Raw genomic sequence first — 23481 nt, 5'->3', positions numbered from 1 at the left:
TCTAATAATCATAATCAAAGCACTTAATTCTCAAAATCCTTCATTCCCCTCCTTCCTTCTTGGCATCAGTCACAAACAAGTCTGTGTATGGTCGCCCGCGACCCGTAAAAAGAACACAGTTTCTAAAGTACCTGCCAAGGCCGAACTCAGCAAAAAGCAATGGATAAACTCACTGGAAACTATTTAGTCTGGTTCAAGTTCTTGGCAGGACCGCCTAAAGAACTTCATTATTATCTTAGGCAAAGTCTATACTAAAGCTTAATCAAACTTTAAATTGACTAAATGTTCGGAATAAACCGTCATATGCTATGATTGCAATAATCGTGCCATGAACAAAAAAAGTCAAACATAATTGGCCTTATGCCTTCAAACTGAGTCTTTATGCGGCATCTTGATAGTCTGGAATTCGCCAAAAAGAGATTTGGTTGAATCTTTCATCCACATAACGATTCAAATTTGAAGCTAACGATCCAAATTTGAATCGTTAGCTTTAAATTAAGCTTCTCCAATATCTAATTTATTGAACTAATCACACTAGTTGAAATAGAGTTGCTACAGGTCACCTTAAAATAAAAAACCCTAAGCAAAACAAGATGAAAGGAAAAAACTTCTTTCATCTTGTCTTATTTAGAGGAACTGGCTTTTCATTTCATTGTCCAAACTGTTGAATGGTGTTCTTTGGAAATTCATAGCTATTCATTTATTTTGTCACTATCCCTTTGTTTGTAAATCACCGAATGCTCAAAGAGGCTTCCGTACTGGCTTGAACTTCCTCGAAGGTTAAGCCAGGGGCCAGCTCTTTAAGGATCAAACCTATGGGAGTTACTTCGATAACTCCCATATCAGTAACGATCAGATTGACTTGTTTGACTGCTGTCAAAGGCAAGGTGCACTTTTTCAGGATTTTGAAACTGCCATTTTTGGCGGTATGCTCCATGGCAACGATAACCCGTTGTGCTCCAACCACTAAGTCCATTGCCCCACCCATTCCCGCAACTAATTTGCCCGGTATCATCCAATTGGCCAAATTCCCCTCTTCATCCACTTGCAGGGCCCCCAGCACTGTGACATCTACATGCCCGCCACGGATGATGGCAAAGGATGTGGCACTATCAAAGCTGCAGCCGCCTGGCAAGATCGTCGTATATTGCCCTCCGGCATTTACCGTATTGGGATCTTCTTTTCCCTTTTCCGGTGCCGGACCGCCTCCCAAATAACCGTTTTCAGATTGAAGGATTATCTTTATTCCTTCCGGTAATGCCCCGGCAACCTTCGTCGGAATTCCGATTCCTAAATTGACCACATCCCCGGTTTTGAATTCTTGGGCCACTCGTCTAACTAACCAATCCATTCTTGCTTCCTTATCCAACGTTAGGAACCTCCCTCGGTTGTTTCTGAACCAAATAATCGACAAAGATACCGGGAGTCATGACTTCATCCGGATCGATCTCTCCATCCTCAACGATATGATCCACTTGGGCAATAATAATATCCGCTGCCATGGCAATGATGGGATTAAAGTTACGGGCTGAACGGCGATAGACCAGGTTTCCGGTCTTATCTCCTTTATAGGCATTTAATAAGGCTATATCAGCACGGATGGGGAGTTCAAGTAGATATTCAGTGCTGTTTACAACAAGTTTTTGCTTACCTTTTTCGATAACCGTTCCGATCCCCGTTGGGGTTAAGATTCCTCCTAAACCTGATCCTGCCGCCCGAATTTGCTCGATTAACGTTCCTTGGGGCACGAGCTTTACCTCAAGTTCACCCGCGGTCATTTGCCTCCCGGTCTCTTTGTTGGTTCCTATATGGGTTGCGACAACTTTACTCGCACAGCGCTTGATTATGAGCTGGGACATTGCATCCCCGAGAATACCTGTGTCATTGGCTATGATAGTTAACTCCCTGGCTTCCTTATGACAAACAGCTTCCAGAAGTTGGTCCGGGACTCCACACCCGAGAAATCCTCCGACCATGATAGTCATTCCATTCCGAATCTTGCCAATTGCTTCTTCAAGTGTCACTAATTGTGCCATCCTCAATCAACCTTTCCTAAAAATATAGAAGTTCTTAGCTTGAAACTCCACTGCGCTGTTCATTGCAGAAATCCCGGTTTGCCAAATGCAAGTCCAGGGGCTCTTCCCCAGTCTTTTGCGTCACATGCTATTGCAATAAGTATGCCAAATAAAAACAACAGCCTCAGTCCCATGGAAATTCGAACTAAGGCTGCTAAAAGCATTTTATTTTATTGTCTGCCTGACACGGCAAATCAGATATTATACTTTTTCTTTTTTCGATAGACATTGGACAGGTCCAGTTTTAAGATTTCCGCCACTTTGGCGGGAGTTTTGAAGTGCGCGAAAGCATTGCGCAGCAACTGCTCCTCGCACTGGTTCATGTAGGACTGATAGGAAAATTGGCTCTCATCAATGCTTGAGGTCGTATTTTCAGCCACGGGAGACAGCAAGGGACGAACCGGATTCTGCTCCCTTTGCGTTGCTGTCTGCAAAAGGCCGGCGGGAATGCCTTCAACCAGCAAATCGCTTTCCGGTGAGGTGGCGATGAGACGTTCGATGAAATTGCGCAGTTCGCGGACATTACCGGGCCAATCATAAGAAAGCATGAAATCCATGACCTGTTCCGAGAGCACCTTCATACAAGAATACTTTTTACAGAAATGCTGAAGAAAGTACAGGGCCAGCGGGATGATGTCCTCCTTTCGCTCCAGAAGGGGCAGGATACGGACGGGTACAACGCTGATGCGATAGAACAAGTCTGAACGAAACCGCTTCTCCCTGATTAGCGCTTCCAGTTCCTCGTTGGATGCGGTCAGAAGGCGGAAATCAATGGCTTTGGACGCCAGAGAACCGACCCGTTTAACCTGCCGTGTTTCCAGAACGCGCAGCAATTTTGCCTGCAGGCTGAGAGGTATGGAGTTGATTTCGTCCAGAAACAGAGTTCCGCCGTCCGCCATCTCGATGAGGCCCCTTTTTCCCAGGGAGGAGGCACCGGTGAAGGAACCTTTTTCATAGCCGAAGAGCTCCGATTCCAAGAGATTTTCCGGTATGGCGGCGCAATTCACCACGATAAAGGGGCCGTTGCCGCGGGCACTCATCCGATGGATATATTCCGCCACCACCTCCTTGCCGGAACCGGTGGGACCGATGATCAGGACTGCGGCATCGGTTTTGGCCACGATGGAAAGCTGGCTCAAAAGCAGCTTCATGCCGGGGCTTTCGGCAATGATGTCAATACTTTTTGGGAGTTTGGGCATGGTGGAATTCGTGCCGAAGCACTTGTTCAATATGCCGGTCTGGATACGAATGTTCAGTTTTTCAACGGATTCCGCCAGACAAATGACATGATTGATGCTGCCGTCGCCGGTGAAAGAGGGCGTACCGGAGACAAATACTTGATAGGAATTGTCATTATCTTCATCTGTGACGGTGAGCTGTACCGTAGCCTGACGCTTTTCCCGCATGACTTTTTCCCAGGCCCCGCTTGTAATGATGCCAAGTTCTTTCATTTTAGGAACCGAAGTATTTTTATAAAATGACGGCGGTTTATAATTCATCTTACAATAGGCGTCGTTAAAATAGAGGTAGTTGCCTTCTGCATCCAGCACAAAGATGCCAATATTAATGTTATCCAGAATTTCAGCGTAAAATGAGCCCTCGTGTTCCATGCAATATTACCTCCTCTAGTACACGTCTGTAGACACTTTAAGTATAACAGAATTTTGCAACATTGCGAGAATATTCTGCAATGTTGCAAAATTCTGCAATATCGCAGAACTCTCGGAGGATAACCTGTCCAACTTGGAAAGAGCTCTTCCCTGTTCAATCAGATTGCCCCTCAGTCTGGAATAGGCAGAAACCGGCAGAGTTCACCTGTTTCAATCCTCCCCTGCATAGTATCAAGGTTTAAGATGCTTAAACCACAATTAAGTTGGCACCAATATTGCTTTTATTAATAACCAGGAAAATAGAAAGGAAGAGAACTCATGCCTGACAAGATTATCCTGACAGCGGCCCTAACCGGCGCAGTTACCCCCAAGGAGATTAATGAAAATATTCCCCTGACTCCGGAGCAAATCGCGGAAGACGCCTATAACTGCTGGAAGGCCGGTGCGGCTATAGTGCATTTGCATATGCGGGACGATAAGGGCAACGGTTCTATGGAAACGGCTCGTTTCCAAAAGACTGTGGAGTTGCTGCGTGCTCATGAGGACTGCGATGTGGTGATCTGCTGCACCTCCTCCGGGGCAATGAATCCAAAACCCGGGGAAAGAATGGCTCATTTCCAAACTATCCCGGCCATCGAGATGGGTTCCTACGATGCGGGATCCATGAACTGGGGCTGCTCTTTTGTCTTCGATAATAGCCCCGATTTCCTGGTAGAGCTGGGCAAGTGCTATCAAGACTATGATGTAAAACCCGAGGTGGAGATTTTTGATATGGGGATGCTGGGCAACGCCAAGCATTATGTCAAGCAGGGGGTCCTCAAAGCTCCGCTGTACTGCCAGCTGGTACTGGGCGTTCTGGGCGGTATGGAGGCCAGCGTCGAAAACCTGCAGCATTTGGTCCGCCATTTGCCGGAGGGCAGCAAGTGGTCTGCCTTTGGGATCGGAAAGGACCATATGCCCATCATGTATGCTGCCCTGGCCCTGGGCGCAAACGCTATCCGGGTCGGCCTGGAGGACAATGTGATGTACGCCAAGGGCGTCAAAGCTTCCAATGTTATGCTGGTGGAGCGGGCCGTAAGGGTGGTTAAGGAGTTTGGCAAAGACATTGCTGCTCCTGCCGAGGCCCGGGAAATTTTGGGCATCAAGCCTCTGGTGCGCTGAGACATTTGAAAGAGAGGAATAAATGATGAGAACTGCGATCCTGGGCTGCGGGGCAATGGGTATGATCCTGGGGGCCTATCTAACCAAAAGCGGGTTGGAAATTCATTTAATCGACGCCTACACGGATCACGTCAAAGCACTTAATGAAAAGGGTGCCAGACTAATCCGCTGTGCAAATTTTACCGTGCCGGTCAAGGCTATCACCCCCGACCAGATGGAAGGCTGCTATGATCTGGTGTTTCTGCTTACCAAGCAGACGGCTAATGAGGAAGTCCTGAATCATCTGCTGCCCTTTCTGAAGGCGGATAGTACAGTATGTACCCTGCAAAATGGAGTTCCTGAACCAAGCGTGGCCAGGATCATCGGCAAAGAGAGAACTGTGGGAGGAACACTTCTTTGGGGGGCAACCTTTATTGAGCCCGGTGTTTCTGAGTTAACTTCGGACGTTACCAAACTGGATACCTTATTTGAAATAGGTGAGCTGGATGGTGTTATCGGGAACCGTATCCGGATGGTAGCAGGCACCCTGGAAAAAATGGGGCCGGTCAGCATTACGAGCAATCTGATGGGGGCTCGCTGGCTGAAAGTAATGTTTAACAGCTGCTGGAGCGGAATGTCGGCAGCCCTGGGCTGTGTTTTTGGAGATCTTATTGATAATCCCAAGGCCAGTGCTTGTCTCAGCTATATCGCCCATGAGGGGGTTGCAGTCTGCCAAGCCTTGGGTTATGAGATGCCTCACTTAGGCGGTAAGGACATGACTCTTTTGGGAAGCATTGGTACAGAAGAAGAGTTCCAGAGGTCACAGCTGATGTTCTATGATATCCTGAATAATCTGCGGCCGGCCAAAGCCAGTATGCTGCAGGACCTGGAAAAGGGCAAATTGACAGAAATAGGCATGATAAACGGCTATATCAGTGCCGAAGGCAAGAAAGTAGGTATTCCTACGCCCTTCAATGATACAGTTGTAAAAGTCGTCAGAGGCATTGAGGCAGGGACGTTCCCGCTCAGTATGGATAATCTGCAATATTTTCACTTGAAGTGAAGTAATCTAACCTTACCTTTAGACCTGAATCACAAAGTTAAATGATTGAAAAGTCAGATTATTGGCACATTTCTTGCAGTAATATGGTTCTGTACAGAAACCCATCCCCGGAAAAATGGAGTTTTGTGTGGGAACTATTAACGAGAAACAACAGATCACATTTTAGTTGTAGGGAGGTGAATTGCTCTTTTTAGGTCAAAAGCTCAGAGAATTATTTTTATCCGACTAAAATGGAGATATTGGAGGATGATAACGTGAAAAAACGTAATTGGCTGGTTTGCTCTTTCATATTAACCGCTGGTTTGGCCCTGTTATTAACCGCATGCAACAAACCCGCTGCCCAGGAAAGTAAACAGGAAAGCAAAAAAGAAATTGTTATCGGCGCAGTAGGCGCTATGTCCGGGCCTTCAGCTACCTTGGGAAATGGTACAAAAAACGGCATGGAACTGGCCATTAAAGAAATCAACGCTAACGGCGGCATTATGGGCATGACCGTGCGGGCAGTATATAGGGACGACGAGGCTGATCCCACGAAAGCCAAGTCTTACATTGAAGAGGAACTATTAAAAGAACATGCAGACTTTATAATCGGTCCCTCTAATTCTACAAGTGTTGCCGCAACAGAGGCATTTATTAATCAAAATAAGAAAGTTCAAATCCTCAATATCGCAACCGCTTCGGCCCTTATTGACGCTAATCAATATCCCTATACTTTCCGGATAATGCTTCCTAATAATATGCAGGCTGAAGCCCTGGTAAAGCTTGCCCTGGCCAAAGGCTACCAAAAGATAGCATTGGTTCAGGATACCTCGGCCCTGGGTGCAGGAGGTCTGGCCGATATGAAAAAGTATTTGACGGAAGCAGGTAAACAAAGTGTAGCGGAGGTATCCTATACACCCAATGCTACGGATATGACCCCTGTCGCTCAAAAAATTAAAGATTCGGGCGCAGACTGCGCCTTGTTCTGGACACTGGGAGCAGATGGTGCCAAGATCGTGAAGGCCCTTGAACGTGTGAATTATATTGACAATTTGGAGATACTTGGTTATACCGGCATTTCATTGCCAAACTTCCAGGAACTTGCCGGACCCGGAGCAACCAAGTGCAGCACCATAGGAATCGCTGCCTGGGCACCCCCTCGTTCCGATGCCAAATTTGATGATACCCGTCAGAAGTTATACGAGAAAATTGTTGCCGAGTATGGGCCCTACGGACCGGGCAAGAGAGACATCAACCCTTCAACCATTGCCACCGGGTATGATGCTGTGATGCTCCTTAAAGCTGCCATAGAAAAAGCCCAGTCCGTGGATAGTGATAAGGTTAAGGAAGCTTTGGAGTCCGGAGATCAATTTAAAGGGTACTATGCCAATAATTACGCCTTTTCTAAAACGAACCACGATGGAGTGAATGTGGACGAAATTGTTCAGCTGGAAATCTCCACGGATAAATTCATGGGAGAGTTGGCCTATCGTTTGGATAAATAAGTAAGCAGAGGATGAAAATGGGGTCTCTCGGGTCAACTGCCCTGCTTGCGAGTCATTTTTCAGAGTCGTTAAATGTCATTGAGTACGTTCGGGTTCTCTGGTTGTCCCAAATTGGCCCGCGCGGGCCAATTTGGGAGGACAGGGGGATTCGGCTGAGTCTTTTCCCAAGGCAGCCGCTCATTCCCCTGGCGCAGCACCAGCAAGAAGACACCTGCGGTGCGCGTCACCTTGAGTATACTTTTTTGAAGGAGATAATTATATGCAGGATATATTATTTGGACTGACAACAGGGAGCATTTATGCTCTGATGGCTCTGGCGATCGGGATAGTATACTCAACAACCGGAATTATTAACTTCGCCAACGGATCTGTTGTTATGACAGGAGCCATCATCGGGTTTTGGCTTGTTAATATGATCGGACTTCCCCTTTGGTTGGCAATCTTGCTTTCTATTGTCATTACCGCAGCAGTGAACATCATTTTATATGAAACTTGTGTCAAAATTCTCGGTAATCTCCATGTCAATATTGGTTGGATAACCACCCTGCTGGGGGCAAGCATCATCCTTGACAATCTGGCACGGGTTATCTTCGGGTCGGAGCCTCAGCCTTTCCCCTATCTTTTTGGAGGAATTGAGATCACCTTGCTGGGCCATAGAATCCTGCTCCACGAGATTGCCATGGTTGTCATAACCTTAGTGATCGCTATTTCCTACCAGGCCATGATTAAAAAGACAACCTTGGGCAATGCCATCCGGGCAGTTTCATCCCTTCCCGACTCAGCTAAGATTATGGGCATTAAGAGTGAGGTTATTATCGTGCTCTGTTTTGGTTTTGCCGGCGGAGTCGCTGCTGTCTGCGGTATTCTCATGGCACCCATAACCTTTGTCAGTTATACCATGACCATGACTGTGGGACTGAAGGGATTTGCCGCAGCACTTATTGGAGGATTGGGCAATACCAAAGGAGCCTTTGTGGGCGGCTGGAGTTTAGGGATTTTAGAAGCACTCTTGTCAAGATATATTCCCTTAGGGTTAAAGGATGCAGTTTCCTTTGTCATCATGATCTTAATTATTCTGTTAATGCCGGGAGGTGTCTTAAGTGGAATTAAGCTCCGCAAAAAAGCCGCAGCCGTTAAATTATAAGAACCTCTCTTATCTCCTCTATGCCCTGATCCTGGTTCTGGCAGTTGCTTTCCCCATGTTTGCCGGCCAGTATTATGCCAGGTATGTGATTGTCATGTTTATTACCATCATTATAAGCATTGGTTACAATATCTCTTCCGGTTACTGCGGACTTGTTCATTTTGCTTCAGCCGCCATGTATGCCGCCGGCGCCTATGGCGCTGCTGTGATGATGACCAGGTTTGATATGCCCTTTATTGTCGGATTATTATTTGGAATACTTGTGGCATGTTTTGTAAGTTTATTCGTATCCATACCGGCTTTCCGGGTTTCCGGCCACTATCTGGCCCTGATCAGTCTTGGCCTGATCGTCATAGTTCAGGAAATTCTGGTGGAATGGAACACTGTGACAGGCGGTCCCGCCGGAATGTATAATCAAGGCATCTCCTTTTTTGGGGAGCCGTTAACTTGGCTGGGACAATATTACTTAATCTTAGCTTTGATGTTAATAGGTCTGATTGTCCAGTGGGGTATTTCCAAAAGCTACCTGGGACGTGCCTTCCGCTCCATTAAAAATGATGCCATAGCGGCTACCGGTGCCGGGGTCAATGTAAGATTATTTATGGTTATCGCTATTTTAATCAGCGGCATCTATGCAGGTACTGCCGGAGCTTTATATGCAGGCTACAGCGGCTATATAAGCCCTGATACCTTTGGTTTTAACTATACTGTCTATATTTTGCTGGTTGTGGTTATTGGGGGAGCCGGTACCTTGGCCGGACCCATCGTCGGGACTGTGATTATTACGGTGCTGCCTGAATTTTTTAGCGCCTCACCCGATATCAAGCTGTTTTTCTATGGTTTATTGCTGATCGTTATCACGATTACCATGCCTGATGGTATCATCGGCAAACTTAAAAAATTCGTTATGGCCTATGGCAATGAGAAAATTCCCGATGCTAATGAAGTTAAAAAGCATTTTGATTTGGATAACTACAATCTTGATGAAGATAACACCCCTGATAAATCTGAATATATCCTGGACCTTAAAAATTTAACGAAATATTTTGGTGGTCTTGCCGCCGTTTCAGACCTCAGTTTTCAAATTGAAAGAGGTGCCATTTATTCTTTAATAGGACCCAACGGGGCCGGCAAAAGTACTACCATTAATCTGATAACCGGGATGGACCGGGCCAGTACCGGCGAAGTAATTTTTCGCGACCGGAAATTGAATTCCATTGAGCCCTATATAATTTCCGGTATGGGGATATCCAGAACGTTTCAGCATGTTCGCTTATTCGGCAGGATGACGGTTCTGGAAAATGTGCTGGTTGGCAAGCACCTGGCTTTTCAATACGGCATATTCGGCACATTATTGCGCACGCCTAAGATGCGCAGGCAGGAAAGGTTAAACAAGGAAAGAGCCCTCGCATACCTGGATACCATAGGATTGTTGGACAAGGCCAACGAAGAGGCTGCCAGTCTTTCTTACGGGCAGCAGAAACTTCTGGACCTGGCCAGGGCCTTATCCATGGAACCCAAGCTCTTACTTCTGGACGAACCCTGCGCAGGGCTCAATGAAACGGAGATCAACTACTTTGCCAACTTGATCAAGCGTATCCGTAATTCGGGTATCACAATCCTTCTGATTGAACACCACATGAAGTTGGTCATGGATATATCGGACAGAATCATCGTTCTTGAATACGGCAAGAAAATCGCGGAGGGCAATCCTAAGGAAATTCAGGAAAATAGTGCTGTACGTGAAGCTTACCTGGGAACGGCGGTGGCGGAATATGCTTAATGTAGAGAATTTGAATGTATTTTATGGTAAGGTTCAAGCGATTCATGATGTGTCTTTTCAGGTGAATAAAGGGGAAATTGTTACAATTATCGGCAGCAACGGCGCCGGTAAAAGTACCATTCTTAAAACCATTGTTGGCCTGGTACGCAGCACATCAGGCAGGATCATCTTTGACGGTGAAGATATTACGAAAAAATCATCCGATGCTCTTGTCCGTTTGGGTGTGCGGCTTGTGCCGGAAGGCAGGCAGATCTTCCCCGAACATACCGTTTATGAAAACCTGCTGCTGGGCGGATATGCAGAGCGCGATAAAAAACTAGTCTATAAACGTATTCAAGAGATGTATGAGCTGTTTCCTATCTTAAGTGACAGGAAACATCAGTCAGGCGGAACCTTAAGCGGTGGTGAGCAGCAGATGCTCGCTATAGCCCGGGCCCTGATTACCACACCCAAGCTCTTGATTCTGGATGAGCCCTCCCTGGGTCTGGCTCCCATCATTGTCCAGGGTATTTTTGATCTGTTGAAAAAGCTCTGCGCCGAAGGCATCACGATTTTGCTTGTTGAACAAATGGCGGCTATGGCCCTGGAAATCTCCAACCGGGCTTATGTTCTGGAGATAGGTAAGATTATTATGGAGGGTACCGGAAAAGAGATCGGCTCCAGCGAAGAGATTCTCAAAGCCTATCTTGGTTAAATAAAGTTCAGCTCTCTCCCCCGCCGCCGGCAAACTCTTCGCGCACAAGGCCTAGGCGGAATTGGGACCGGCGGTGGTATAAGCTTTAAATTCGCTGACCGCCTCCAGCCAGCGGAGAAGATTTTCCGCAAAAAGCCTTGGGCGACATGATCACGCTGCGGAAATGGCCGGATTATGCATCACATTCCCATGGCTGAGCATATCCCCCTTGGGGATACTGGTGGACCCCGCCTTTTAAAACCTAATGAACCATGGTATAATTTTACAAGGGGGGTGCTTTATTTGGAAGAAAAACCATTGGAATTCGGATTTGAACGTTGGGAACGTATTGATAGTGTAATTTACGATATGACGCCGCCTCCTTCATCTCAACACCAAGCTATTGTCGGAAATTTATATGGTGAGTTTTATACTTATCTGAAGGGTAAACAGTGCAGGGCCTTTCCAGCACCTTTTGGTGTATGGTTGGATGATGAGAATGATAACTATGTTGAACCTGATATAACGGTGATATGCGATCATTCGAAGATACACCCGAAAGGCTGTGTCGGTGTTCCAGACCTTGTGGTTGAGGTCTTGAGTCCGTCAACAGCGTTAAAAGACAAACGAGTCAAATTAAGACGCTATCGGTTGTCAGGAGTTCGTGAATACTGGATAGTTGATCCATTGAATAAGATTGTGGAAGTTTATAAATTTTCCGAGAATGTATTTACTGAACCAGCAGTGTATGGGAAAGACGAAACAATAAACGATGGGATATTGAATGACTTGGCAATTGACTTACGCAACATATTTGACTAGAACGAAGACTGTCAAAAGGCTGGAAGCATATTTTTTGCTTCAGCCTTTTGCATTAAGCCCCTTTAGCCTGGTACGCCAAAGACCGCCTGACATTTATAAAATTAATCTTAGATCAGGAAAACCTGGATCACGGTGAAATACGCCTTGGCTCACGAGCTGACATCGGATATCTCTCCCAAGACAGTGCACCGCTCAAGTCCGACCAAACCGTCTTTCAATATTTCCGTATAGAACTGGATATTACATTCAAGTATATTGAGCAGATACATGAGGTCATGACAAGGTAGCTGCTGAATTTTAACCCCTCTCGGACTGAGTCGTATTAATCGACAAATTTGTCCTGATAACGGGGGGCCATACTTTTAGCCTCTTCGCCATGTTTTCAACAATCATACTCGCCGTCTCCCTGTATTTTTCCTTCGCCTCCGGATCCGTTCTGTCTAATGCAGTGAGCATTTTCAGCAGCTCATCGTAGGCTTTAATCATGTTATCGCGGTGAATGCTGAATTGTGCTTCGGCGGTCATAAGAGAGGATTTGGTTTCCACGGTTTTGAGCTTTTTCTCCAGTTCGGCAATTCTTCTGGCGGACGGGACCTCTTTTTTGGCCGCCTCCAGCTCCCTTTGCTTTAAGGTGACTTTTTCCTGCTCGGCGGAGTATTTCAACTTATAGTCGTTCACCTGTTGCTCCAGGCTTTGGGTCTGAGTGGCTAATTGGGCAAGTTTGCTGCTTTTTAAGATCAGGTCATTTTCGAGGTCTTTTTTCTCCTGAATAGCCTGGTCTCTGTCCTTGACAGCCTGTTGCAATTCCACTCTGGTCATGCTCTCAACATCGTGCTCGGCAATAAACTCTTCCCGCTCCTCTTCCGGGATTCCCAAGAGAATGAGTGCCTGGGTATAGGTCAGATTCGTCACCGGTGACGAATCTGACAAGCCATCACTGTCAGGGGAAGCAAGCAGTTTCGTCCCGTACTCTTCACAAACCTGCATTAGCCTATCGGCCGTTCGCTGAGAGTAACTGACCGATTCTTTCAACCACTTGCCCCATTCTCCATAGGGAATCAAATCCTTAGCCTCCTTCAGGCGACGGCCAATCTCAATGGCACCGGCAAGGAGGATCTTCCCGGTCTGGTGTCTAATCGTGTTTATTTCAGCCGCGATCACAAGCGGCGTGCGATCTGTCATCAAATCCTTCATAAGGTTATCTGCCCTTTCTGTTACTTTATTCACAGAATATGGGGCGAGGCTTATGCGTGTGACAAACCTTACTTTTTTATAGGTCGGCCGCAGACTGTAACCCTCGGACGGACAAGATCATAAAATGAACGGACAGGCTGATTTCAAAGCGGCCGGTCAATAGGTAGGAAAGGATGTGAGGACGATGGCAGTAAGTACAACGTCTTTAAATTCAACGCTGATTGTAAAATACCAGACCGGGACCACGCCCACAGGCAGCCCGGAACTCAAACAGAAAAGCGTGAATTACCTGAAGGCTGACGCCTCCGATCAGGATGTTTATGATGTGGCGGCAGCTTTACTCAGTCTGGGACAGCATCCGATAACGAACGTGATCCTGAGGAAAAATTTTGAGCTACTCGATGAGTAACCCTTCGAAAAATTTATAAAAAAAGGAGGTGCACTATGGCTGTAACAACAAATAAAGTGGTAAGGTTAACGTTTACAACTGCCGGCGGCAAAACGTTTGCCATCACCATCCCCGATCCGAAGGAAAACCTGGATAAGGCTGAAGCCGAAGCCGTTATGGACACGATCATTCAGAAGAATGTATTCCTTACGCCTAGCGGCGAACTGATTGGAAAGCGGGATATTAAGGTTGTTGGAACCACGATCAACGACTTATACGACCCGCCGCAAGCTTAGGTGGAGAAAAAAGGACTGACGTGCTGCAAGCACGCCAGCCCAGCCGATTGTCTAAACAAAGGGTTAGCCCGAATTAGACGTTATAAGAAATAACCGCAATCCTAGCCAGGGGCGGTTATTTCTGCTTATGATCAAAGGTGCCATTCCCGAAAAACACAATCATTTGTCGAAAAGAAGGAAGAAACTAATTCCTATTGAACATAACTTAAAAAGCTATTAAGGAGGTCCATATGAAAAAAATATTAATATTTGTCCTGACCATATTCATTGCATCATCTCTATTAGGGTGCTCTAAAACCAATTCTGCAGCTGGGCAACCTGAGGAGAAACAAGTCGTCGAAAAGGAACTGTTCGATGTAAAAGTGAATCTTCCCGCTTCGCTTTTTAAAGGAAAAGATTTCGAAACAATTAGGAAAGAAGCTCTTGATAAAGGCGTTCATGATGTCGTTCAAAACAGTGATGGAACTATTACCTATGTTATGAGCAAAACACAGCACCGCGAAATGATGGACGATCTGGCCAAATCCATAAATGATATTACAACAGAATTTTTAGCAGCTGAGGAAAATAAAACGATATTTAAGCAGATCGAATTCAATAAGGATTACACTGAAATAAATGTAAAAGTAGATCCAGCTCAGTTTACCGAGTGGAGCCAAATTGGCTTAATAGGTTTTACGTTCTCAGGCCTGATGTACCAAAGCTTTAACGGTGTTGAGCCAGGTAAAATCACGATCAAGACAAATATTATTGACAACTCAACCGGATCCGTTATTAAGACATCCACTTATCCAGACCCAGTTGCAGCCCAAGACGCCAAAGCCGACATACCTGCTGCTAGTCCAGCCCCTCAACCTGCAGCCGCCGAGACCACTCCTTCAACCCCAAAGCCTGCTCCCGCTAAGTCTCAGGCTTTTAATCCTAAGGCAAACGGATGGGCTCCATATAATCCTGGTGATTTATCTATATTACAAAACGCTATGGCTGCAGGAAATGTTGTTCAATATAATGGTCAATACTGGGCATCTCCAGCATATATCGAGAGTATTGCCAATCCCACCGTTCATGTTATTGAGATCCCCCATAATCAACCCTATTCGGGGGGGGCGACCGGCAACACAGCCCTGGATGCTGAATTAGCGGAAAGAGCGGCCATAGAAAAGTTCGTGCAGGAAAATAGCAACATTACAGTTGATAAAGGACCTTAAGAATTATATCTGATGGTTTAATGTAGTGCATAGCAATTAAGTTGAATTGAGACAGAGAGGGCGCTTTTGTTGGTCATACGCTCAACAAAACGCCCTCTTCACTGTCTTCAGCCGTCGAACTTCAGATAGTTTCTTTATAAATAATAGCATATAAACTGTTTTATGTTATTGAATGAAATTCTCACGTTGTTTTTCGGATATCTCCCGATAGATCTCCAGCACGGCTTTATTAATAACTGCTCCGAAATAAGCCGTGATAATTGCTCCCAGGACAATACCCTGAAAGCCCATGGCTGCTAAAGGGTAAATACCTATCCCCACAAGGGAAAAGGAAACACCAAAGGAAAAGGCCATCTTGATGGTTAAGCCTAGGTTATTAAATAAGAAGCTAATTCCAAGTTTAAAATTATCGATTAGACTTACTTCATCTACCACGATTGAGTACTTCACGTAAACCAAAGGCAGATATATTAAACTTAAATAAGCATAACCTAATTCCTTTTTGATTAAGACCAAGAGAATGGGGATAACCCCTAAGAGAGTAAGGCTAAAAAACTTAAACCATACTTTATTGCCATCTCTGAGAAAGTCTTTGAACGTTACCCTTTTATGCCCTGCTTGGCTGATAACGGATAAATAACCACTGCCCAAAAAACTTGTGACAAGAAGAACGGATAAAAGAAGTAACATGTTGGTCAGGTTGATTTGATTTATAACTCCGCGAAAAGCGCTTGAATTATATTGAAAGATCAGAGACGGAAAATCTTCCAGGATATACCTGATACTCGGCGGGGCTGAAATAAACCCTATCTTTAAGTTGAATAGTTTGGAGATCGGCTCGTATTCAGTCTTGAAAATTCTTTCAAAAAGACTAAGTTCACCAATATCTAAAATTATGGGCAGCAAAATGATCCATATAACCTTATGAATAGCTTTAAACTGTTCCATTAACCACTCAGTGATAGCCATGACCCTGCTCCTTCATACCTGATTTGTGATATAATTAATTATTATACCATATTATGGAGGGGGATATCGGCTAACGGATGAAGAAATACTTGATGTTCTTATTGACACTTGTCGTATTATTGGCGACTGTTATAACTCAAATTTCTGCCAACAAAGCGCTTCCTAAACCCAGCTTTCGGGAACCCTTTCTGGAATTGACATCTCCCAAGTTCGGCCAAATTAAAGCTATTGTTTGGCTGGATAATTTCATCTTAGCTGAAAACGCTGTCTTAGTTTTAGCGACCAATCTCAAGGGTAATCTTAACTACTCTTATTTAACCTATTTGGATGTTGTTACCGGTGAGAGTACACTCTTAGCAGAATTTCCGACTCACCAATACCTTGATAAGGTTATTTTATCCAATACCCCCTTCTCAGGTAACAGTATAATTACCGCTTATATTGAAGGGATTTTCAAAACAACGCTTACCAGGGATGCTGACCGGAATTTACATACCCAACAGGAATTCATACCTATCAATGGTTTTGACGAAGCTAATAGTCTGGATTTCAAAGGTAACCTCTATTACTCTAAAGCCAATGATAATTTACTATATGTAAAGAATCTTGAGCAACCGGCCTTTCCTTTTTTTGAAACAAATAACCCACCCAACCGGGATATGACCTTCTTACGAAAACCCTATCAAATAATCAATGCCAACAACCTGGACCATACCCTTACCTATACCTCACTTACCAGAGACGGGATTGACCTCTACTCCATGAATTTTGCCGGTCTGCCCTTAACCCCCAATAATAAACCGCTGATCAACCAGGTTGTTCAGGCACAAGCTATTGAGGATGGATACGGCTTTATAGGTATGAAGTTTAGTGATGACCCTTCTAAGTCTTCTGATAATCAAACCCTGGATATTTTTATGGTCAGAAGAAATAGATCTGATTATCATGACATACTTAAATTGAATACCATTCCGTTCAACACTGATCCTCTGGGTGCGGTGCCTGCTCTGTCCTCAACGACCTACAATGAAGATTATAGCTTAGTCCATACCAGTTATGATGAGGGTCATAGGGGTAAGTTAATTATCTGTAATTATGAACAAGAACCTAAAGTTATCCTCGAAGCAGAAAATCTCTTTGGGCCGGTTAGCATTGCCAGAAAAAGTATACCCGATCCCACAGGTCCTTTAGTTAATGGTGATCCCAGAAGCAAATATATTCTTTATTTCACGTTAGAAGAGGATATGGTCAGAGTAAAGATCTGTGACGACCAAGGGAAGTTAGTTAAAGATCTTACGAATATGCTCATGGGGATTTAAAGATAAGGGTCTTCCAGCCGCACCACAAGCCTCAGCTCCTCCTGGGCCATTTCGTTTCCCGGGACTTCCGGTCAGTCAGACCCCATCCTCTTATAGACTTAATAAATGATGAACTAAAAACGGAGCAGCGACGGACATATAAATTGCGGCAATTCCCATGGCCACCCCTGACATGGAGCCCTGAAGTGTTCCCTCAGCCAAGGCCGATGCCGTACCCTGGCCATGGGCAGTTGTTCCATAGGCTAATCCGCGCACCAGGGGATTGGTCACTTTGAACAGATTTAATAAGACGGGGGTCAGAAAGGACCCGATGATACCGGTAGCAATGACGAAAACAGAAGTGAGGGTTGGATCACCGTTTAAGATGCCGGAAACGCTGACAGCAATGGGCACAGTCACCGATTTAGGCACTAAGGAGGTCACTATGAGCTTATCCAACCCTAACCATTCAGCCACTAAAACCGTCGTGACGATATTAACCGTGGTTCCTACCACGATCCCACCCACCACCGGAAGGATATTTTTTCTTAATATCTCCCGGTTCCGGTAGAGCGGGACGGCCAAAGCCACTGTGGCCGGCCCCAGAAGGTAAGTCAAAATAGTCTTGGTCTCCTGGTACTGGCTCACCGTGACGCCGGAAATCCAAAAAACGGCGATGATTAAGGCGGTACTCAGGAAGACCACATTGACCCATGGACTCGGATAACGCTTATTTAAAAAACGGCTAAAGGCATAGGCGCCTACTGTAATTGCCATCATCATCAATACATATAACAGGTTCATTTAAACTCCTCCTTTAGGTGAACGAAACCGGACCAGCAAGGTGGTCACTGAGTTCATAACCATAACACATACTGCTGTGCCAAGAATAATTGACACTAAAAGCTGGACTCCGCTTAATTGGAATAGACCAATCCATTGCATTAATCCTACGGCAATGGGAATAAAGAAAAAAGCAAGATGTTTAAGCAGAAAATCTGCTCCTTTTTCAATCCATTCGATCCGAATAATTCCCGCCAGCAATAACAAAAATAGGATAATCATTCCCAGAACATTTCCCGGAATGGGAAGATGGCTTTTTTCCGCTACCCAATTTCCCAATTGATAGATTACCCAAAGCAAAGCAATCTGCACGATAAAACGCAACCCCTGAGTCATGAGCTCTCATCTCCTTCTCTTTCTATGCTCGATTATATAGCCATTCTTTTTATTAGTAAAATAGATAGTTGTCATCTTATCTATCGATTCAATAGATAGTTCCACTCCTAAGTTCGCACTATTATTCAGAACAAAATAAAAAAGACTTTTCCTTCCTAAAGATAGGTAAAAGCCTTTAAACTGTATTTATTTTCCCCCATGGCAGATCAATTTTTGGCAAAGAACCTGGCGGCAAACTGCAACCATAAATTAGCCGCATGGGACATTGAACGACCTCGTTTCCAGATGATGAACATCTGGTGAATAATCTGCGGGTTGGTCACCGGTATAACCGCAAAACGCCGCGGGTCCAGTTCCCGGCAAGCGGCCCCCGGCAGAAAAGCGATTCCTAAATCAGCGGCAACCATCTGGGTCATCAGCTCAAACTGGGACGTCTCAAAAATAATGTTGGGTGAAAAGCCTTCATTTTTACATTTGCCGATGATCTCGTCATGCAGGCTGAATTCGCTGGAGTATAAAACGAAAGGTTCATCTGCCAATGACTTGAGATCGATGGATGCTGATTTGCTGATTGGATTCTGGGCGGAAACGATAACATATAAGGGATCTTCGGCAAAAGCAAAAGAGTCAAAATACTGACTGTCCGGCACACTGCAGACTACTCCGGCATCTAAGGTTCCGTCTAAAATATCCATGATAACTTTTTTCGATCCGTGCTCAGAAAGGCTAATTTCTATTTGCGGGTACTTCTTTTTAAATTCTCCCAGCAATTCGGCAAAAAGGGTGGTTCCGGTAATGGGCAGCAAGCCAATGGAAATTTTTCCTTGTTCAAGCTTAATTCGGTTTTGAAATTCATTAATTAAATTTTCGAACATGGTTACGATCTCTAAAGCCTGATCAAGAAATATAGCCCCTGTATCCGTCAATTGCACGTATTTAGATGTCCGGTTAAACAGCGAAGTGCCCAGTTCCACTTCCAGATCTTTGATCAATTTACTGATGGTTGATTGAGTAACGTGACATTTTTCCGCAGCTTTACTGAAACTCTTCTGACGTGCCACTTCAACAAAATACTCCAAATGTCTGATTTCCATGTTCAAACCTCCGAAAACTACCTTCATGAACATAAATTTCTTCATCAACGGGATATTATACCACTTTCTAACTCTGTTATCATCCTTTTTGCTTGTAAACTTATAAGATTCAAGGTCATGAGATATGCCCGTCATCAATTCGTTGCTGGCAGCTTTTACCCGGCTGGCATATTAATCCGGAGCGGATATATCCCCCAAGTTAACCACGTGCGGCAGCCGGCTTCACACTACTAACAAGATTCATAGCACACTCTGACTGCAACACACGATCGCGTTTCTCAGTAACTACCTGAATGATCAGACCAAAAGACCGATCACGCGATCGGTCTTCGTACATACTGAACTCACAATAAGTTGATTAGTTGATGTCAGGTGGCATTGTGTGGGGGTCTGACCCTTTAAGTCTCTGCTTTCTGAACCAGCTTTCGCAAGAAAACCATAAGATCATCTGAAAGATCTCCCCGACGCAAGGAATATTCGATCGTAGCTTCCACAAAGCCTAACTTGTCCCCAACGTCATACCTGCGCCCTTCGAATTCATAAGCATGGATATCCTGATACCGTCCAAGCTCCTTAATCCCATCCGTGAGCTGAATCTCCCCACCCTTACCAACCGGAAGGTCGCTTAAAATATTAAAAATTTCCGGATTCAAAATATATCTTCCCATGATGGCTAAATGAGTTTCTGGGGCTTCTTCCGGACGAGGCTTCTCTACCATATTCTTAGACCGGTAAAGCCGATCTGCAAACTTCTCACCATCCACGATCCCATATTTGGACGTATCCTGTATTGGGACCTCTTGAACCCCTACTATGCTTGCACCATAGCGCTCATATTGTTCTATCATTTGACGTAATACAGGCACTTCAGAATAAATAACATCATCCCCTAAAAGGACTGCAAAGGGCTCATTACCAATAAACTTTCGAGCACTATAAATTGCATGTCCCAATCCTAACGCTTCTTTTTGCCGAACATAATAAATATCCGCCATTTGAGCGATACCTTGAACCAAATCTAACAGATCCTCTTTTGACTTCTTCTCTAAAAAGCCCTCAAGCTCCATAGAGCGATCAAAGTGATCTTCTATGGCTCGCTTATTCCGTCCTGTTACTATAATAATATCTTTAATTCCAGCTTCAATAGCCTCTTCCACAATATATTGTATCGTCGGCTTATCCACAATAGGCAACATCTCTTTTGGTTGGGCCTTTGTTGCTGGCAAAAAACGGGTCCCCAGTCCCGCTGCCGGAATTATTGCTTTTCGAATTTTACGCATCACTTTCGCTCCCCTTTAAAAATGACTAGACGACTTTAGCATTTATGTAAGCATGTATTAATTAGCAACTTCAATAATAGATTTTAGTTCTTATCCGCTAATATCAGTGTTCATCTTACAGTTTGGATCTGTGATAGCTGTGAAGATTACTTTTCCGGTTTTATCATACGTAAAATATCGTTGGTAAGATCTTTTTTCTGACTTTCTTGGAATCACGTTATAATTTCGATACCCTTGAATTAACATGGCAAGCTTTGTAAGCTCCACTATAATGTCGACTCTAACTTGCGGAGCAAGTACATAGTTATCAATGGTTTTTTGACTCTTCAACACTCTATACGCAGTTATATCAAGGATTTCCTCACGATATTCTTCACACATCGGATAGTCGTGAACGAAGTCCGAAAACACCTCATTAATTTGTAGGATGATTTGGGACTTAGTCAGCATTGCTATCATCTCCCCCGCTTAACATGAAATGAATTACTCATAACTAAGGGGTTATCTAAAGAACTATGACTAAAGACAGGATATTTTGTATCAACAATGTATCTATTGTTATTATCTTCTATTTTCCATGTCATTTCTTCACTCTAAGGTCTACCCTTTATACCCAATAGGAGTACTTCTTCTACTCCCGTAAGTGCTACTACGCACTATACAATAGCCAATATACCAATCCATGGACTTATGTAACTCATCTCACTACTAATGTTACTTAGAAAATCAGTTATCCTTCTCCTCAAAAAACAAATATAATAATTAAAAAATTAATGCTGATAGAATATGGCAATCTGTGTTATATTTGATATATATAAACAGGAAAGGCCTTTTACCTGAGGTAATTAAGATGTAGGGGAATCGAATATATGCTTAAACAAGGAAAATTAATTAATTTAAATGCATATTTTTGGCTTGCAAAATACATTAGACAATATAGGAACTCTCTTCTAATGATTATTTTATTGAATTCCTTTATTCCATTAGCTACCGTTGCCACAGCAATTAGTACAAAACACATAATTGATTTTTCGGTTCAGAAGGATATCCGACAAGCAGGCATCTACATCGTAGTTTTTGCCCTCTTGATACTTATGCAAGTACTTCTTTCTTCCTTAGTTAATATAAAGTCCACTTATCTAAGAGAGAAATTAAACAATGATATACAAAAAGAATTTCTTAGTTTATTATATAAGATTAAATGGAATAGCTTAAATAAATACCACAGCGGTGATGTATTAACCCGCTTAACTAGTGATGTCTCTATTATTGTTAATGGAATCGTGACTCTGCTTCCAAGTTTAATATCTCTCAGCGTTCAATTAATTGCGGCATTTTTAACACTTTTATATTATGATAAAACAATGGCAATTTTCGCTTTTATTTTAGGCCCAATTTCAGTTTGTCTTGGTTGGCTTGTTGGTCGGAGACTTAAAAAAATGCAACATGCTATTCAGTCCTCAGAAAGCCGTTATCGTTCATATATCCATGAATCGATTCAAAATTCCCTAATTATTAAGATTTTTGAGATTAGCAAGTGGAACTTACAGCGTATCAAGGAGTTACAGAAAACCAAATTAGATTTAACAATGAAGCGTGCAAAGTATGGAATTGCAACTAGCTTAGTTATAGGACTGGGATATCGGCTTGGATTCTTTATGGCATTCGTGTTAGGCGCAATCAATCTTTCTCGAGGTATTTCCAGCTTTGGCACTTTTACGGCCTTTTTGCAGCTTGTGGGTCAAGTACAAGGCCCATTTGAAGGTCTGGCTCGTAGTTTGCCTCAAGTTGTTTCTACAATTGCTTCAGCGGAACGTTTAATGGAATTTGAAGAATTACAGTTGGAAAAATCGAATGATTCTGTACTATCGACCATTAACGAACCTATGGGCCTATTCATAGACCACACTTCATTTGCCTATGATAATCGTAACATGATTCTTTCTGATATCTCATTAACCATTCATCCTGGTGAAATTGTTGCTTTAATTGGGCCCTCCGGTGAAGGAAAAACGACACTCGTTCGAATGCTGCTGGGGCTTCTCCCCCCACTGAATGGAGCCATCTATTTACTTCATAAGAACTACGGTAAAGTATTAGTATCCGATAATACAAAAAAACATTTCTCTTACGTTCCACAAGGAAATACATTATTCTCAAGTAGCATTGCTGAAAACTTACGTATTGGAAACCCTTCAGCATCAGACAATGAATTAATAGTTGCAGCAAAGACAGCCTGCGCCTGGCAGTTTATTAAAAATTTCCCTGATGGCATGAATACTTTAATAGGTGAGCATGGTGTAGGCCTATCTGAGGGCCAATCGCAACGTCTTTCCATTGCCCGGGCATTATTAAGACAATCATCAATTTTACTATTGGATGAGGCAACCTCATCCTTAGATATAGAAACAGAATGTACTATTTTTGAGAACATCCGAAGGCTAACCCCACCAAGGACTTGTATTGCTATTACGCATCGTCAATCTGTATTTGATAAATGCGATCGTATCATCCGCCTCTCGGAAGGTACCTTATATGAAGAAAAAAATACTACTAGTTATAAAAATTAAACCTAGTAGTAAAATGTCTCTTATTTTTTTTGATTACTTTCTCACAGGTTTAACTACCAAAAACATTAGGTGGTGGTGGACTAGGCGGATTTACTGCACTAATCCATAGACCGTCAACCCCTGAACCTTGCCAGACAAAGTTAGTCTTATCTAGATTTAGATCTAATAATTGAGGTTCATTCCACCGTTTTTTTACCTGATCATCCATTTT

Annotated in this window: 23 protein-coding genes; 12 read left to right on the top strand and 11 right to left on the bottom strand. The window is 43.9% G+C overall.

Annotated elements, in window-relative coordinates; genetic code table 11:
* Positions 1–730: 730 nt before the first annotated feature.
* The 3 genes from DESYODRAFT_RS11215 to DESYODRAFT_RS11205 all read right to left on the bottom strand — a co-directional run bounded on the left by DESYODRAFT_RS11215 (position 731) and on the right by DESYODRAFT_RS11205 (position 3685).
* On the bottom strand, positions 731–1369 hold the full coding sequence (locus DESYODRAFT_RS11215; protein WP_007783070.1) for a 3-oxoacid CoA-transferase subunit B: 639 nt from the start codon (positions 1367–1369) through the stop codon (positions 731–733).
* The gene (locus DESYODRAFT_RS11210) at positions 1362–2036 is read right to left on the bottom strand and encodes a 3-oxoacid CoA-transferase subunit A (protein WP_007783069.1); all 675 of its coding nucleotides are present in this window, start codon (positions 2034–2036) and stop codon (positions 1362–1364) included. Before DESYODRAFT_RS11210 ends, DESYODRAFT_RS11215 begins: the two co-directional genes overlap by 8 nt.
* Positions 2037–2269: 233 nt before the next feature.
* Positions 2270–3685, bottom strand: coding sequence for a sigma-54 interaction domain-containing protein (locus tag DESYODRAFT_RS11205; protein WP_007783068.1), 1416 nt, complete (start codon positions 3683–3685; stop codon positions 2270–2272).
* A gap of 318 nt (positions 3686–4003) precedes the next feature.
* Between DESYODRAFT_RS11205 and DESYODRAFT_RS11200 the strand changes: the two genes are divergently transcribed.
* From DESYODRAFT_RS11200 to DESYODRAFT_RS11165, 7 genes are all read left to right on the top strand, one after another.
* On the top strand, positions 4004–4846 hold the full coding sequence (locus DESYODRAFT_RS11200) for a beta-keto acid cleavage family enzyme (RefSeq protein WP_007783067.1): 843 nt from the start codon (positions 4004–4006) through the stop codon (positions 4844–4846).
* Between the two features lie 22 nt (positions 4847–4868).
* Positions 4869–5888: a ketopantoate reductase family protein gene (locus tag DESYODRAFT_RS11195; RefSeq protein WP_242833623.1), complete on the top strand. Its 1020-nt coding sequence runs from the start codon at positions 4869–4871 to the stop codon at positions 5886–5888.
* Between the two features lie 254 nt (positions 5889–6142).
* Complete coding sequence (locus DESYODRAFT_RS11190) at positions 6143–7372, top strand: ABC transporter substrate-binding protein (RefSeq protein ID WP_007783065.1); 1230 nt, start codon at positions 6143–6145, stop codon at positions 7370–7372.
* Between the two features lie 259 nt (positions 7373–7631).
* Positions 7632–8516: a branched-chain amino acid ABC transporter permease gene (locus tag DESYODRAFT_RS11180; protein ID WP_007783063.1), complete on the top strand. Its 885-nt coding sequence runs from the start codon at positions 7632–7634 to the stop codon at positions 8514–8516.
* Positions 8473–10299 carry a branched-chain amino acid ABC transporter ATP-binding protein/permease gene (locus DESYODRAFT_RS29770; RefSeq protein ID WP_007783062.1) on the top strand — a complete coding sequence of 609 codons (1827 nt, stop codon included), beginning with the start codon at positions 8473–8475 and terminating at the stop codon, positions 10297–10299. The genes DESYODRAFT_RS11180 and DESYODRAFT_RS29770 overlap by 44 nt, the downstream gene beginning before the upstream one ends.
* Entirely contained in the window at positions 10292–10993 is a 702-nt protein-coding gene (locus tag DESYODRAFT_RS11170) for an ABC transporter ATP-binding protein (protein ID WP_007783060.1), read from the top strand. The genes DESYODRAFT_RS29770 and DESYODRAFT_RS11170 overlap by 8 nt, the downstream gene beginning before the upstream one ends.
* A 273-nt stretch (positions 10994–11266) precedes the next feature.
* The gene (locus DESYODRAFT_RS11165; RefSeq protein WP_427854325.1) at positions 11267–11794 is read left to right on the top strand and encodes a Uma2 family endonuclease; all 528 of its coding nucleotides are present in this window, start codon (positions 11267–11269) and stop codon (positions 11792–11794) included.
* A 297-nt stretch (positions 11795–12091) separates the two neighbouring features.
* On the opposite strand, the gene DESYODRAFT_RS11160 is transcribed toward DESYODRAFT_RS11165, so the two are convergent.
* Positions 12092–12988, bottom strand: coding sequence for a DUF3102 domain-containing protein (locus DESYODRAFT_RS11160; RefSeq protein WP_042338448.1), 897 nt, complete (start codon positions 12986–12988; stop codon positions 12092–12094).
* A 184-nt stretch (positions 12989–13172) separates the two neighbouring features.
* Here DESYODRAFT_RS11160 and DESYODRAFT_RS11155 point away from each other — a divergent pair, with 184 nt between their 5' ends.
* From DESYODRAFT_RS11155 to DESYODRAFT_RS11145, 3 genes are all read left to right on the top strand, one after another.
* Positions 13173–13397, top strand: coding sequence for a DUF1659 domain-containing protein (locus DESYODRAFT_RS11155; RefSeq protein ID WP_007783054.1), 225 nt, complete (start codon positions 13173–13175; stop codon positions 13395–13397).
* 35 nt (positions 13398–13432) lie between these two features.
* On the top strand, positions 13433–13672 hold the full coding sequence (locus tag DESYODRAFT_RS11150) for a DUF2922 domain-containing protein (RefSeq protein ID WP_007783052.1): 240 nt from the start codon (positions 13433–13435) through the stop codon (positions 13670–13672).
* Between the two features lie 230 nt (positions 13673–13902).
* A complete protein-coding gene (locus DESYODRAFT_RS11145) occupies positions 13903–14880 on the top strand; it encodes a hypothetical protein (RefSeq protein WP_007783051.1) in 978 nt (325 codons plus the stop codon).
* 165 nt (positions 14881–15045) lie between these two features.
* On the opposite strand, the gene DESYODRAFT_RS11140 is transcribed toward DESYODRAFT_RS11145, so the two are convergent.
* Positions 15046–15849, bottom strand: a complete 804-nt coding sequence (locus tag DESYODRAFT_RS11140; protein ID WP_007783049.1) for a hypothetical protein — start codon at positions 15847–15849, stop codon at positions 15046–15048.
* Between the two features lie 77 nt (positions 15850–15926).
* Between DESYODRAFT_RS11140 and DESYODRAFT_RS11135 the strand changes: the two genes are divergently transcribed.
* Positions 15927–17168, top strand: coding sequence for a hypothetical protein (locus tag DESYODRAFT_RS11135; protein ID WP_007783048.1), 1242 nt, complete (start codon positions 15927–15929; stop codon positions 17166–17168).
* Between the two features lie 90 nt (positions 17169–17258).
* On the opposite strand, the gene DESYODRAFT_RS11130 is transcribed toward DESYODRAFT_RS11135, so the two are convergent.
* The 5 genes from DESYODRAFT_RS11130 to DESYODRAFT_RS11110 all read right to left on the bottom strand — a co-directional run bounded on the left by DESYODRAFT_RS11130 (position 17259) and on the right by DESYODRAFT_RS11110 (position 21150).
* On the bottom strand, positions 17259–17951 hold the full coding sequence (locus tag DESYODRAFT_RS11130; protein ID WP_007783046.1) for an LrgB family protein: 693 nt from the start codon (positions 17949–17951) through the stop codon (positions 17259–17261).
* Positions 17952–18326, bottom strand: coding sequence for a CidA/LrgA family protein (locus DESYODRAFT_RS11125; protein ID WP_007783045.1), 375 nt, complete (start codon positions 18324–18326; stop codon positions 17952–17954).
* 206 nt (positions 18327–18532) lie between these two features.
* Positions 18533–19420: a LysR family transcriptional regulator gene (locus DESYODRAFT_RS11120; protein WP_007783042.1), complete on the bottom strand. Its 888-nt coding sequence runs from the start codon at positions 19418–19420 to the stop codon at positions 18533–18535.
* A 398-nt stretch (positions 19421–19818) separates the two neighbouring features.
* A complete protein-coding gene (gene galU, locus DESYODRAFT_RS11115) occupies positions 19819–20700 on the bottom strand; it encodes a UTP--glucose-1-phosphate uridylyltransferase GalU (protein WP_007783041.1) in 882 nt (293 codons plus the stop codon).
* A gap of 90 nt (positions 20701–20790) precedes the next feature.
* The gene (locus DESYODRAFT_RS11110; RefSeq protein ID WP_007783039.1) at positions 20791–21150 is read right to left on the bottom strand and encodes a hypothetical protein; all 360 of its coding nucleotides are present in this window, start codon (positions 21148–21150) and stop codon (positions 20791–20793) included.
* Positions 21151–21569: 419 nt separating this feature from the next.
* Between DESYODRAFT_RS11110 and DESYODRAFT_RS11105 the strand changes: the two genes are divergently transcribed.
* Positions 21570–23270: an ABC transporter ATP-binding protein gene (locus tag DESYODRAFT_RS11105; RefSeq protein WP_042338444.1), complete on the top strand. Its 1701-nt coding sequence runs from the start codon at positions 21570–21572 to the stop codon at positions 23268–23270.
* Positions 23271–23319: 49 nt separating this feature from the next.
* On the opposite strand, the gene DESYODRAFT_RS28150 is transcribed toward DESYODRAFT_RS11105, so the two are convergent.
* Positions 23320–23478, bottom strand: coding sequence for a hypothetical protein (locus tag DESYODRAFT_RS28150; protein ID WP_157137161.1), 159 nt, complete (start codon positions 23476–23478; stop codon positions 23320–23322).
* Positions 23479–23481 lie beyond the last annotated feature (3 nt).

It is taken from the genome of Desulfosporosinus youngiae DSM 17734 (genome assembly GCF_000244895.1).
GTDB classification, from domain to species: Bacteria; Bacillota; Desulfitobacteriia; order Desulfitobacteriales; family Desulfitobacteriaceae; genus Desulfosporosinus; species Desulfosporosinus youngiae.
Note: the sequence above shows the minus strand (reverse complement) of the source record. Positions and strands in the feature narration are given on the sequence as shown.

What these genes read in the sequence shown, in the direction of transcription:
- DESYODRAFT_RS11120 (WP_007783042.1), bottom strand. Translation starts at nt 19,420, where the DNA reads ATGGAAATCAGACATTTGGAGTATTTTGTTGAAGTGGCACGTCAGAAG.
- galU (WP_007783041.1), bottom strand. Translation starts at nt 20,700, where the DNA reads ATGCGTAAAATTCGAAAAGCAATAATTCCGGCAGCGGGACTGGGGACC.
- DESYODRAFT_RS11205 (WP_007783068.1), bottom strand. Translation starts at nt 3,685, where the DNA reads ATGGAACACGAGGGCTCATTTTACGCTGAAATTCTGGATAACATTAAT.
- DESYODRAFT_RS11210 (WP_007783069.1), bottom strand. Translation starts at nt 2,036, where the DNA reads ATGGCACAATTAGTGACACTTGAAGAAGCAATTGGCAAGATTCGGAAT.
- DESYODRAFT_RS11125 (WP_007783045.1), bottom strand. Translation starts at nt 18,326, where the DNA reads ATGACTCAGGGGTTGCGTTTTATCGTGCAGATTGCTTTGCTTTGGGTA.
- DESYODRAFT_RS11170 (WP_007783060.1), top strand. Translation starts at nt 10,292, where the DNA reads ATGCTTAATGTAGAGAATTTGAATGTATTTTATGGTAAGGTTCAAGCG.
- DESYODRAFT_RS28150 (WP_157137161.1), bottom strand. Translation starts at nt 23,478, where the DNA reads ATGGATGATCAGGTAAAAAAACGGTGGAATGAACCTCAATTATTAGAT.
- DESYODRAFT_RS11130 (WP_007783046.1), bottom strand. Translation starts at nt 17,951, where the DNA reads ATGAACCTGTTATATGTATTGATGATGATGGCAATTACAGTAGGCGCC.
- DESYODRAFT_RS11110 (WP_007783039.1), bottom strand. Translation starts at nt 21,150, where the DNA reads ATGCTGACTAAGTCCCAAATCATCCTACAAATTAATGAGGTGTTTTCG.
- DESYODRAFT_RS11140 (WP_007783049.1), bottom strand. Translation starts at nt 15,849, where the DNA reads ATGGCTATCACTGAGTGGTTAATGGAACAGTTTAAAGCTATTCATAAG.
- DESYODRAFT_RS11195 (WP_242833623.1), top strand. Translation starts at nt 4,869, where the DNA reads ATGATGAGAACTGCGATCCTGGGCTGCGGGGCAATGGGTATGATCCTG.
- DESYODRAFT_RS11160 (WP_042338448.1), bottom strand. Translation starts at nt 12,988, where the DNA reads ATGAAGGATTTGATGACAGATCGCACGCCGCTTGTGATCGCGGCTGAA.
- DESYODRAFT_RS11150 (WP_007783052.1), top strand. Translation starts at nt 13,433, where the DNA reads ATGGCTGTAACAACAAATAAAGTGGTAAGGTTAACGTTTACAACTGCC.
- DESYODRAFT_RS11145 (WP_007783051.1), top strand. Translation starts at nt 13,903, where the DNA reads ATGAAAAAAATATTAATATTTGTCCTGACCATATTCATTGCATCATCT.
- DESYODRAFT_RS11200 (WP_007783067.1), top strand. Translation starts at nt 4,004, where the DNA reads ATGCCTGACAAGATTATCCTGACAGCGGCCCTAACCGGCGCAGTTACC.
- DESYODRAFT_RS11105 (WP_042338444.1), top strand. Translation starts at nt 21,570, where the DNA reads ATGCTTAAACAAGGAAAATTAATTAATTTAAATGCATATTTTTGGCTT.
- DESYODRAFT_RS11180 (WP_007783063.1), top strand. Translation starts at nt 7,632, where the DNA reads ATGCAGGATATATTATTTGGACTGACAACAGGGAGCATTTATGCTCTG.
- DESYODRAFT_RS11155 (WP_007783054.1), top strand. Translation starts at nt 13,173, where the DNA reads ATGGCAGTAAGTACAACGTCTTTAAATTCAACGCTGATTGTAAAATAC.
- DESYODRAFT_RS11135 (WP_007783048.1), top strand. Translation starts at nt 15,927, where the DNA reads ATGAAGAAATACTTGATGTTCTTATTGACACTTGTCGTATTATTGGCG.